Origin of the sequence: Streptomyces sp. URMC 124, assembly GCF_051386455.1 — a bacterium.
Classification (GTDB): Bacteria; Actinomycetota; Actinomycetes; order Streptomycetales; family Streptomycetaceae; genus Streptomyces.
In genome coordinates, this window is record NZ_JBPQTS010000093.1 from 18307 (window position 1) to 29279 (window position 10973).

A 10973-nucleotide genomic window follows, 5' to 3' on the forward strand; every position below is an offset into this window, starting at 1 on the left:
ACAGGCCGTCACCCGGGCCGCTGCAGCCGAGCGGCGAGCCCGGGCTCCGCGTACCGCCCCCGCAACACCTCCTCGACGCTGCCGCGTAGCTGCCGCAGCACGGCGAGCTGCCCGCCGGGCCGGTGCATGGCTTCGTCGATCGCCAGCAGTTCCTCCGGCGGCACCCGTGAGACGTACGTGCGCAGCTCCGTGAGGTCCAGCCGCCGGTTGAAGTCGTGCACGGCGTCCCGCCAGCGGTGCAGCAGGGCGACGAGCTCGTCGTGCCCGGGCTCGGAGAACGCCCCCGACACCAGGGCGGCGTCCGTGGCCGACTGCATCAGCCGGGGATAGACGCGCGCCCTGGGCGCGAACCGGTCCAGCGGCGCGAAGCCGGTGCCGAGCAGTTCGGTGTTCTTCACCAGCTCGTCGGCCAGTGCGTGCAGCGCCTGGGTGCGCCGCTCGCGGGCCGCCGCCCGCCGCTCGGCGTAGACCCCGGTGACGGCGGCGACGAGCGCGAGCCCGGACGTGGCGGGCTCGAAGTGGTCGTCGCGGCCCCGGGCGACGGTCAGCCACCACCCGCAGATGCCGAGGGCGACCAGCAGGCAGGTGATGGTGGCGGCGGCGAAGAACTGCCGGCTGAGCCGGCCGAGGAGCCCCACGGCGCCGGGCCGTCAGTCGAAGGGGTTGGGGCCGGCGGGCCGGGTCCCGTCCCCGGGGGCCAGGAGCAGCAGCGTCATCCCGAACGCGGGCCCGTCGAAGGCGGTGTGACCGGCCTCGTGGGTCTCGCCCACCGGGGTCACCCGCGCCTCCACCAGCATCTTCTCCAGCCCGGCGCGGGTGTACTTGCGGCTGAGGAGGAGACGGATGGTGTCCTGGTCGGGGAACCGGACGGTGCTGCGGTCGGGCAGCGTGAGCTGCAGCTCCGCCCCCGTGCGGTTGCGGTAGATCACCTTGATCTTCAGCGCCCGGTCGTCCTCGACCAGGCCCTCGCAGCTGAGGCTGTTCATGTCGATCTGCAGGTCGGTGTACTGCAGCAGGGCGCTGGTGACGAACTCCCGGAAGCGCGGGCTGTTCTCGTACTCCTGCGCGGCGGCGCGGGCCGCGACCTCGTCCTGCCCGGCCGTGGTGGCCACCTCCAGCAGGAAGCGGTCCAGCGGCCGCAGCAGCTTCTCGGCCAGCAGCGCCAGCAGCTGGGTGTCGCTGTCGAAGTTGGCGAGGGTGTTGCCCAGCAGGGAGTAGACGACGGGCTCGCTGCCCACCGTGCGGCGGATGAGGGTGCCCAGCCGGTCGAGGTTGGCGGGCATCGAGAAGTCCAGCTGGACGGGGAGCACGTCCGCCACGGGCACGTGCAGGTGCTGCAGCGCCTCGCGCTGGGCGAGGCGCAGCATCTCGGCGCTGACGTCCACCGGTATGTAGCACCCGCAGCGGCCGCGGCTGTCGAGGGAGCGCAGCAGGGCCTGGTCCTTCTGCCCGGTGCCGGGGCCGAGGCTCACGTAGTGCAGCGGCCCGTCGGGGAGTCTCTCGCTCAGGCCCCGCCAGCGGCGGCTGAAGGAGGCGATGCTCTCGCGCATCACGGGGTAGTACAGGTCGTTGCAGGCGTGGGCCCAGGCCACCGTGGACTCCAGGCCCCAGTAGGAGAAGCCGGAAGTGATCAGCTTTCCCGAGCCCGAGGGATCCGGGCCGCGCCGTAACCCCGCGGTCACCTGGGCGAGCTTGCCCGACTGCTCCTCGCCGACCAGACACACCGTCCAGCCGGCATCCCGGAGCACCTCCGGAATGCGATGCACCGCCCGGTCCCGCTCAGCCATCCGTACATCCCCCCATGGCCCGTCCGCCCGCCCGTGCCCGGTGTACGACACCGTCAACCGCCGAACCTACCCGGCCCTTGACGATCAGGGGAAGCCGGGGCGCCGGGCCCTTCTGCCCGCGCGCGCCGAACTGCTGGGCACGGACACCACTCCGTGTCTTTGCCGCCACACCTGTCGCGTGACCCACACGTCGAGCACCGCCCAGGTCGTCGCCACGACGCTCGCCAGGGTGCACAGCAGCGCCGGCAGCGCCAGCCACGACCCGGCGAACGCGAACAGCGCCGCGACCATCGCCTGCACGAGCGTCACGGCGACGAAGAGGACCGCGCGCACCGCGGCGGTGCGCACCGGATCCGGCATCCGGCGCCGGCGCGCGGGCTCCTCCACCCACAGCGGCGGTCGCGCCCGGCGCGACGGGTCGTCATGATTCCGCTCCACGACGGATCACCCCCTCGTCGGCGGCCCCCGCCGCCGTCCGTGCCGAGACCGGCCGCAGCGGTCCGGCTCCCACCACAAGAGCGAGGGACGGTGCCCGATAGTTCCCATGGACAGGCAATTACCGCCATACGGGTGGCCGCCACGACGGTCCGATCACCGTACTGGCCTTCGAGTCCCGTACCCCGCAGTAGTAGGCTCACGCCGCATTGTTGTCGGAACACCACCCCACCAGAGCGGGGTTGACGTTGGGGAGGCCATGCGCTTTCGCGGGAAATCGATCCGCCGGAAGATCGTGGCGCTGCTGCTGGTGCCGCTGGTGTCCCTCACGGGCCTGTGGGTCTTCGCCACCGTCATCACCGGCACCGAGGCCGCCCGGCTGCTCTCGGCCGCCGAGGCCATCCGCACCGCGGGCTTCCCCGCCGAGGAGCTCGTCCGCGCGCTGCAGAAGGAGCGCCGCCAGACCCTCGTCCACCTCGCCGACCCGCGCCGCGCCGACAACCTCGCCGTCCTGCACGAGCGCCAGGACGCCACCGACAAGGCGGCCGCCGCCTTCCGCACCGGCGCCGCCAAGGTCCGCGACGACATGAGCCCGGCCACCGACGTCCGCTTCCGGCGCATCGAGAAGGCCCTGGGCGACCTGGACGGCCTGCGCGGCAAGGTGCAGGCCGGCGGCATCAGCCGCCACGGGGCCTTCCAGGCCTACAACGACCTGGTGGAGCCCTACTACGCCTTCCTCGGCAGCCTCGGCGCCTTCGAGGACGCCGAGATGGACAAGCAGGCCCGCGCCCTCATCGGCGTGGCCCGCGCCCGCGAGGCGCTCTCCCGCGAGGACGCCCTCCTCGCGGCCGCCCTCACCACCGGCAGCATGAGCCGCCAGGACCTGCGGGCCGTCTCCGACCGCGTCGCCGAGCGGCAGATCCTCTACAGCACCAACCTCTCCGTGCTGCCCGCCGGCGACCAGAAGATCTTCGAGGAGTACTGGCGCGGCGCCGGCCCGCACGCCCTGCGCGCGGCCGAGGACACCGTGATCCTCGCGGGTGCCGCCCGCGCCCCGCACACCATCGACCCGATGCGCTGGGAACGGGCCGCCGGCGCCGTGCTCGACGAGCTCGCCCGGATGAACACCGAGGCCACCGACCGCTACGCGGACCGCGTCGAGCCGATCGCCGTCCGCGTCCTGACCAAGGCCGCCGTCGCCGGCGTCCTGGGCCTCGCCGCGCTCGTCTGCTCGCTCGTCATCTCCCTGCGCATCGGCCGCGGCCTCGTGCGCGACCTGCGCAAGCTGCGCAAGGAGGCCCACGAGGCCTCCGGCGTGCGGCTGCCGGGCATCATGCGCCGCCTGGCCGCGGGGGAGCGGATCGACCTCGACGCCGAGGCCCCGCCGCGGGAGTTCGGGCCGGACGAACTCGGCCAGGTCGGCAAGGCCCTCGACACCCTGCAGCGGGCCGCCGTCGAGGCCGCCGTCAAGCAGGCCGACATGCGCCGCGGCGTCGCCGACGTCTTCGTCAACCTCGCCCGCCGCAGCCAGGTCCTGCTGCACCGTCAGCTGACCCTCCTCGACGCCATGGAGCGCCGCACCGAGGACACCGAGGAACTCGCGGACCTCTTCCGCCTCGACCACCTCACCACCCGCATGCGCCGCCACGCCGAGGGCCTCGTCATCCTCTCCGGGGCGGCCCCCGCCCGGCAGTGGCGCAAGCCCGTCCGCCTCATGGACGTCGTCCGCGGCGCCGTCGCCGAGGTCGAGGCCTACGAGCGGATCGAGGTGCGCCGCCTGCCCCGGCTGTCCGTGCGCGGCCCCGCCGTCGGCGACCTCACCCACCTCGTCGCCGAACTCCTGGAGAACGCCACCGTCTTCTCCCCGCCGCACACCGCCGTGCAGGTGCACGGCCAGCGCGTCGCCAACGGCTTCACCCTGGAGATCCACGACCGCGGCCTCGGCATGACCCCCGAGGCCCTCCTCGAGGCCAACCTCCGCCTCGCCGAGACCCCCGAGTTCGAGCTCTCCGACACCGACCGGCTCGGCCTGTTCGTCGTCAGCCGGCTCGCGCGCCGCCACGACGTGCGGGTCTCGCTCCAGACCTCCCCCTACGGCGGCACCACCGCCGTCGTCCTCATCCCCCTGGACCTGCTCACTGAGACCGGCCCCCGCTCGGGCGACGAGGACACCGGCGAGCAGGTGCTCACCAAGGGCCGGGGCCCGGTGCCGCCCCCGCGGACCGCGCTCTCCCACGACCGGCTCCCCGCGGCCGCCGTCACGGCCGGGGACGACCCCGTGCTGTGCCCGTTCGAACCGCGCCCGGACGAGGGCGAGGAGCACGGCCACGCGAGCGAGGGGCCGCTGCCGCTGCCGCGCCGCAGGTCCGCCTCCCGGGCCGTCCGCCCGGCGGACCGCCCGGACTGGCCCGGCGCCGAGCGGACGCCCCCCGGCGGGCTGCCCCGGCGCGTGCGCCAGGCGAGCCTGGCACCCCAGCTGAAGAAGGACCCGGAGGCCGCCGCCCGAGGCGGGGCCGCCGGGACGGACCCCGCCGGTCCGGAACCGGAGCGCGACGCCGACGAGGTGCGGGCCAGGATGGCCGCCCTCCAGCGCGGCTGGCAGCGCGGCCGGGAGCACAATGAGGCGGACGCACCGAACAGACCAGCGAGAAAAACCGCACCAGGAACCACATCTGAGGGGGACGGTCGATGACCGCACCGAAGGCCGACAACGCGACAACCACCGCAGTGAACGGCGCACCGGCCGGCACGGGCGAGCTGAACTGGCTCCTCGACGAACTCGTCGAGCGCGTCGGCAGCATCCGCAAGGCGCTCGTGCTCTCCGGCGACGGGCTGGCGACCGGCACCTCCAAGGACCTCTCGCGCGAGGACGGCGAGCACCTGGCGGCCGTGGCCTCCGGCTTCCACAGCCTCGCCAAGGGCGTCGGCCGGCACTTCGACGCGGGCAAGGTCCGCCAGACCGTCGTCGAGCTGGACGAGGCGTTCCTCTTCGTCACCGCCGCCGGCGACGGCAGCTGTCTGGCCGTGCTCGCCGACGCCGACTCCGACATCGGCCAGGTCGCCTACGAGATGACGCTGCTCGTCAAGCGGGTGGGCGCGCACCTGGCCACCGCTCCGCGCACCGGCGTCGCCGCCGAGGGGTGACCGCCGGCCTGACCGGGGACGGCTCCGCCGAGGGGGACGTGCGCTGGTACGACGACGCGGCGGGCCCCGTGGTCCGCCCGTACGCCATGACCCGCGGGCGCACCCGCAGCGCGGACGGGGCCGGCCTCGACCTCATCGCGGTCGTCGTCGCCGAGGACCCTGCGGAGCACCCCGCAGCCGCCCACGCCCTCACCGACCAGACGCTGTCCCCGGAACACCTCGACATAGCGGAGCTCACCCGGGACGAGCCGCGCTCGGTCGCGGAGCTCGCCGCGGGGCTCGACCTGCCCGTCGGCGTGGTGCGGGTGCTCCTCGGCGACCTGCTCGACGCCGGGCTCGTCCGCGTCACCCGCCCGGTGCCCCCGGCGGAACTGCCCGACGAAAGCATTCTGCGCGAGGTGATCGACGGGCTCCGGGCCCTCTGAGCCGGGTGCGCGGGCGGCTCCGCGCACCCGAAGAGACTTGTCGTGGCCATGGTCTCTGCGGAACGATCACCTTCCACCGGGGGAGCGGGACACCGCGACGCCCCCACGAGACGAGGACGAACCACCATGAGGACCCTGCGCTCCGACCGCGGCCGCGCGCGCCCCGCGACGGCCCCGGTGGCCCTCAAGCTCCTGGTCGCCGGGGGCTTCGGGGTCGGCAAGACCACTCTCGTCGGCGCGGTCAGCGAGATCCGGCCGCTGCGCACGGAGGAGCTGCTCACCGAGGCGGGCAGGCCCGTCGACGACACCTCCGGCGTGGAGGGCAAGCGCACCACCACCGTCGCCATGGACTTCGGCCGCATCACCCTCCGCGACGACCTCGTCCTCTACCTCTTCGGCACCCCCGGCCAGGACCGCTTCTGGTTCCTGTGGGACGAGCTGGCCCGCGGCGCGCTCGGCGCCGTCGTCCTCGCCGACACCCGGCGGCTGCAGGACTGCTTCGCCGCCGTCGACTACTTCGAGCGCCGCAACATCCCCTTCACCCTCGCCGTGAACTGCTTCGACGGCGCCGAGCGCTACCCCGAGGAGGACGTGCGCGACGCCCTCGACCTCGACCCGGGCGTCCCGGTGATCCTGTGCGACGCACGGGAGAAGGAGTCGGTGAAGGGGGTGCTGGTGTCCGTGGTGCAGCAGCGGTTCGCCGAGCTGGAGCGGCGCGCCGGCTAGTCCCGGCCGGGCACCGGCACCCAGCCGAAGCTGCGCTCCACCGCCTTGCGCCACACCCGGTACTCGGCCTCCCGCTCCTGCGGCGCCCGCCGGGGCGTCCACTCCGCGTCCCGCTGCCAGTGCGCCCGCAGCTCGTCCGGGCCGCCCCACACGCCGGTCGCCAGACCCGCCGCGTACGCCGCGCCCAGGCTCGTGGTCTCGGCGACCACCGGCCGGATCACCGGCACGCCCAGCACGTCGGCCTGGTGCTGCATCAGCAGCCCGTTGGCCGTCATCCCGCCGTCCACCTTCAGCGAGCTGATCCGCACGCCGGAGTCCTGGAACATCGCGTCCACCACCTCCCGCGTCTGCCAGGCGGTCGCCTCCAGCACCGCCCGCGCCAGGTGCGCCCGCGTCACGTAGCCCGTCAGGCCGGTGATCACGCCCCGGGCGTCCGAGCGCCAGTACGGCGCGTACAGGCCGGAGAAGGCGGGGACGATGTACGCGCCGCCGTTGTCGGGGACGCTCGCCGCCAGCGCCTCGATCTCGTCGGCCGAGCGGATCAGCCCCAGCTGGTCGCGGAACCACTGCACGAGCGCGCCCGTGACCGCGATCGAGCCCTCCAGGCAGTAGACGGCAGGCTCGCCGCCCAGCCGGTAGCCCACCGTGGTCAGCAGGCCGCTCTTGGACGGCACGGGCCGCGTCCCGGTGTTCAGCAGCAGGAAGCTGCCCGTGCCGTAGGTGTTCTTGGCCTCGCCCACCCCGTAGCAGGTCTGCCCGAAGACCGCCGCCTGCTGGTCGCCGAGCGCCGCGGCCACCGGCACCCCGGCCAGCGGCCCCACGGCCCTGCCGTACACCTCGCAGGAGGACCGGATCTCCGGCAGGACCGCCTCGGGGACGCCCATCGCCGCCAGGATCCCGGCGTCCCACCCAAGCGTGCCGAGGTCCATCAGCAGGGTGCGCGACGCGTTCGTCACGTCCGTGACGTGCACCCCGCCGTCCGGACCTCCCGTCAGGTTCCAGATCAGCCAGGAGTCGACCGTGCCGAAGGCGATCTCGCCGTTCTCGGCGCGCCGCCGCAGCCCGGGCACGTGCTCCAGCAGCCAGGCGACCTTGGGGCCGGAGAAGTAGCTCGCCAGCGGCAGCCCCGTCGCCGCCCGGAAACGGTCCTGCCCGTCCGCGCCGCCCAGCTCGCGGCAGAGCGCGTCGGTGCGGGTGTCCTGCCAGACGACCGCGTTGTGCACCGGCTTGCCCGTCGCGCGGTCCCACAGGACCGTCGTCTCCCGCTGGTTGGTGATGCCCAGGCCGCTCAGCTCACCGGCCTCCAGCCCCGCCGCGGCCAGCGCGCCCGCCACCACCGCCCGCACCTTCGCCCAGATCTCGGCGGCGTCGTGCTCCACCCAGCCCGGCTTGGGGAAGATCTGCCGGTGCTCGCGCTGGTCCGCGCCGACGGGCCGGCCGTCCCGGTCGAAGACGATGCAGCGGCTGGAGGTGGTGCCCTGGTCGATCGCGGCGACGTACGGACCCGTCATGGCGTCTCCTGACCTCGGAACCTGTCCGGACCTGTCAGGACGGGAAGTGTTCCCCCGCCGTGACGGAGCGTCAAGGCGCGGAGCGCGAAGGTACGGGCATCAGGGCGCGGGACGGCGCAGCACGGGGAAGTCGAAGTACGTGTCCGGGAAGGGCTCGGGCTTGAAGGTGTAGTGCCACCACTCCTCCGGCAGGTTCACGAACCCCTCCCGTTCCAGCGCCGACTTCAGCAGCATCCGGTTCGCCCGCTGCACGCCCGTGATCCGCGGGTCCAGGGTGTGCGCCAGCGTGTCGAAGCAGTCGAAGCCCGTGCCCATGTCCACCGAGTTGTCGGGGAAGCGCTCCCCGCGCGGCGCGTAGCACGGCACGAGCGGCTCACCGGGCACGTACGGCCGCGTCGGCCAGGCCGGCAGCTTCACTATCGTCACGTCCAGCGTGCTGCCGCGGCTGTGCCCGGACTTCGCCGCGATGTACCCGTCCTCGAACAGCCGGGACTTCTCCACGCGCGGGTAGAACTCCGCCTTCATCCGGGTGTCCGCGAGGTCCTTCGCCCACTCCACGAAGTCGTTGACCGCCCGCTGCGGCCGGTAGCAGTCGTACACCTTCAGCCCGTAGCCGCGGCGCAGCAGCGAGCGCTGCGCCCGGTGCAGGGCGTCGGCGGCCTCGCGCGTCAGGACGCACAGGGGGCGCAGGTAGCCGTCGACGCGGTGGGCCGTGAAGTTGTGCACGGTCACGTACCGCATCTCCTGCAGGATCGTCGGATCCACGTCCGCGAGGGCGACGAACCCGCGGGGCGGACGCGGCTCCGGCGCGGCGGCCCGCGCGGAGGGGGCGGCGGCCTGCGCCGGTGGCGCGGCGGCCGGGAGGGACAGGAGCGTCAGGAGGGCCGCGGCGGGCAGGACGAAGGCCCGCAGGACGGCCCGGAACCGGGGTCTGTTCATGCCATCCGGATAGCAGCCGGACGGGCTCCCGGGGAAGGGCGCCCGCCCTCTCACTTCACCGCGCTCCCCTTTGCTCCCCTTCGCTTCGTCACGCGCCCTCTCCCCGCACGCGGACCGGATACCCCACCTCCCTCGCACCCTCCTGCTCCACGACCACCGCACCCTCCCGCCGGCGCGTGGTGAACCGCACCGCCTCCCGAGGCTCCCAGCCGTCGCCTCCGTCCGGGACCAGCACCCCGCCGCCCGTACGGCCCGGAGCCGGAGCCCACACCTCCAGTTCCACCGGCCCGCAAGCGCGCTCAGCGTTCTCAGCGTTCTCCGCAGCCCTTTGCACCGGAATCACCGACCCCGCCCGCGCCAGCACCGGGATCCGTGACAGCGGCGCGTCCAGCAGCACCTGCCCCGGCCCCTCGTAGGCCCGCCCCGTCGCCGTGTCGTACCAGAGCCCGCGCGGCAGCCGCACGGCCCGCCGGTCCGCCCCCTGTTCCAGCACCGGCGCCACGAGCAGCGAGTCCCCCAGCAGGAACGCGTCCTCGCAGTCCCGCAACGCGCGGTCCTCCGGCGAACGCCACCACACCGGGCGGACGTAGGGCGCCCCCGTGCGCCGCGCCAGGTGCGCGAGCGTCACGAAGTACGGCAGCAGCCGCATCCGCTCCCGCAGCGCCGCCCCCGCGTGCTCCAGCGCCTCCCCGCCGAACTCCCACGGCTCCCGGCGCCCCGCCGTGATCGCCGAATGCGTGCGGAACAGCGGCAGGTAGGCGCCCAGCTGGAACCAGCGGACGTACAGCTCGGGGGAGGGGAAGCCGGAGAAGCCCCCGACGTCCGGACCCGAGTACGGCACCCCGCACAGCCCCAGGCCCAGCACCAGCGACAAGGACGCCCGCAGACCCGGCCAGCCCGTGGCCACGTCGCCCGACCACGTCCCGCCGTAGCGCTGCATGCCCGCCCAGCCCGAGCGCGAGAAGAGGAACGGGCGCTCACCCGGCCGCAGCTCGCACAGCGCCTCGTAGCCGGCCCGGGCCATCGCCAGGCCGTACACGTTGTGCGCCTCCCGGTGGTCGCCGCCGCGCCCCTCCAGCGAGTGCCGCGCCGACAGCGGAAGCGACGGATCCCCGAACGGCGCGAACGACACCGGCTCGTTCATGTCGTGCCACACGCCCGAGAACCCCTGCGCCAGCCGCTCCCCGTACAGCCCGCCCCACCACTTGCGCACCCGCGGATCGGTGAAGTCGGGATAGACCGACTCGCCCGGCCACACCTCCCCCCGCACCCGGCGCCCCCGCGCGTCCCGGACGAACGCGTCGGCCGCCGACCCGCTGTCGAACACCCACTGCCCCGGCTCCGCCTTCACCGCCGGGTCCACGATCGACACCAGCCGCACACCCCGCTCCCGCAGCTCCGCCGCCAGCCCCGGCAGATCGGGGAACCGCTCCCGGTCCACCGTGAAGACGCGGTGCCCCCGGTAGTGGTCGATGTCCAGGTGCAGCGCCGACAGGGGCAGCCCGCGCTCGGCGTACCCCTCCACCACCCGCCGTGCTTCCCGCTCGCTGCCGAAGCCCCAGCGCGCGTGGTGGTGACCGAGCGCCCACGTGGGAGGCACCGCAGCGGCCCCCGTCAGGGCCGCCCACCCGTGCAGCACCCGCGCCGGCGTCCCCACCAGCACCCAGTAGCGCAGCGGCCCCCCGTCCATCCGCACCTCGCAGCGGCCCGGCCGGTCGTGACCCGATCCCGCGCCCTCCTCGCCCTCGGCCAGCGTCACCCGCCCGTCCCACGAGTCGTCGTGGAAGACCAGGTGCGTGCCCGCGTCCGCCACCACCAGCTGCACCGGCATCGTGATGTACAGCGGATCGTCGCCCGGCCCGAAGGCACCGTCCGGATCGGTGTTCCACAGCCGGTACGAGCCGTCCCGCAGCCGCGGCCCCGCCGACCGGCCGCCCAGCCCGAAGAAGCGCGCGTCCGCCGCGACCTCCGACCGCAGCGCCCACCGCGCCCCACCGGCCCCCTGC

At 74.3% G+C, this 10973-nt stretch carries 9 protein-coding genes and 1 pseudogene; 4 read left to right on the top strand and 6 right to left on the bottom strand.

From position 1 onward, the window contains the following. Window positions 1-8: 8 nt before the first annotated feature. The 3 genes and pseudogenes from ACSNOG_RS19955 to ACSNOG_RS19965 form a co-directional block, all read right to left on the bottom strand. A complete protein-coding gene (locus ACSNOG_RS19955; RefSeq protein WP_436754027.1) occupies window positions 9-638 on the bottom strand; it encodes a hypothetical protein in 630 nt (209 codons plus the stop codon). 12 nt (window positions 639-650) lie between these two features. Further along, entirely contained in the window at window positions 651-1787 is a 1137-nt protein-coding gene (locus tag ACSNOG_RS19960) for an L-histidine N(alpha)-methyltransferase (protein ID WP_436754028.1), read from the bottom strand. Between the two features lie 99 nt (window positions 1788-1886). Further along, window positions 1887-2225: pseudogene (locus ACSNOG_RS19965) on the bottom strand (hypothetical protein); the annotation flags it as partial. A 256-nt stretch (window positions 2226-2481) separates the two neighbouring features. Between ACSNOG_RS19965 and ACSNOG_RS19970 the strand changes: the two are divergent. The 4 genes from ACSNOG_RS19970 to ACSNOG_RS19985 all read left to right on the top strand — a co-directional run bounded on the left by ACSNOG_RS19970 (window position 2482) and on the right by ACSNOG_RS19985 (window position 6517). Then, window positions 2482-4914, top strand: coding sequence for a sensor histidine kinase (locus ACSNOG_RS19970; RefSeq protein WP_436754029.1), 2433 nt, complete (start codon window positions 2482-2484; stop codon window positions 4912-4914). After that, the gene (locus ACSNOG_RS19975) at window positions 4911-5366 is read left to right on the top strand and encodes a roadblock/LC7 domain-containing protein (protein ID WP_436754030.1); all 456 of its coding nucleotides are present in this window, start codon (window positions 4911-4913) and stop codon (window positions 5364-5366) included. The genes ACSNOG_RS19970 and ACSNOG_RS19975 overlap by 4 nt, the downstream gene beginning before the upstream one ends. Beyond that, entirely contained in the window at window positions 5363-5791 is a 429-nt protein-coding gene (locus ACSNOG_RS19980) for a DUF742 domain-containing protein (RefSeq protein WP_436754031.1), read from the top strand. The genes ACSNOG_RS19975 and ACSNOG_RS19980 overlap by 4 nt, the downstream gene beginning before the upstream one ends. Before the next feature lie 126 nt (window positions 5792-5917). Then, entirely contained in the window at window positions 5918-6517 is a 600-nt protein-coding gene (locus ACSNOG_RS19985; protein WP_436754032.1) for a GTP-binding protein, read from the top strand. Here ACSNOG_RS19985 and glpK read toward each other — a convergent pair. From glpK to ACSNOG_RS20000, 3 genes are all read right to left on the bottom strand, one after another. After that, window positions 6514-8028: a glycerol kinase GlpK gene (gene glpK / locus ACSNOG_RS19990; protein WP_436754033.1), complete on the bottom strand. Its 1515-nt coding sequence runs from the start codon at window positions 8026-8028 to the stop codon at window positions 6514-6516. The two genes, ACSNOG_RS19985 and glpK, sit on opposite strands and share 4 nt — an antisense overlap. Before the next feature lie 99 nt (window positions 8029-8127). Then, window positions 8128-8967, bottom strand: a complete 840-nt coding sequence (locus ACSNOG_RS19995) for a M15 family metallopeptidase (RefSeq protein ID WP_436754034.1) — start codon at window positions 8965-8967, stop codon at window positions 8128-8130. A gap of 88 nt (window positions 8968-9055) precedes the next feature. After that, window positions 9056-10973, bottom strand: a 1918-nt coding sequence (locus tag ACSNOG_RS20000) for a glycoside hydrolase family 31 protein (protein WP_436754035.1), incomplete at its 5' end; no start/stop codon positions are given.

What these genes read in the sequence shown, in the direction of transcription:
- ACSNOG_RS19960 (WP_436754028.1), bottom strand. Translation starts at nt 1,787, where the DNA reads ATGGCTGAGCGGGACCGGGCGGTGCATCGCATTCCGGAGGTGCTCCGG.
- ACSNOG_RS19970 (WP_436754029.1), top strand. Translation starts at nt 2,482, where the DNA reads ATGCGCTTTCGCGGGAAATCGATCCGCCGGAAGATCGTGGCGCTGCTG.
- ACSNOG_RS19975 (WP_436754030.1), top strand. Translation starts at nt 4,911, where the DNA reads ATGACCGCACCGAAGGCCGACAACGCGACAACCACCGCAGTGAACGGC.
- ACSNOG_RS19985 (WP_436754032.1), top strand. Translation starts at nt 5,918, where the DNA reads ATGAGGACCCTGCGCTCCGACCGCGGCCGCGCGCGCCCCGCGACGGCC.
- glpK (WP_436754033.1), bottom strand. Translation starts at nt 8,028, where the DNA reads ATGACGGGTCCGTACGTCGCCGCGATCGACCAGGGCACCACCTCCAGC.
- ACSNOG_RS19995 (WP_436754034.1), bottom strand. Translation starts at nt 8,967, where the DNA reads ATGAACAGACCCCGGTTCCGGGCCGTCCTGCGGGCCTTCGTCCTGCCC.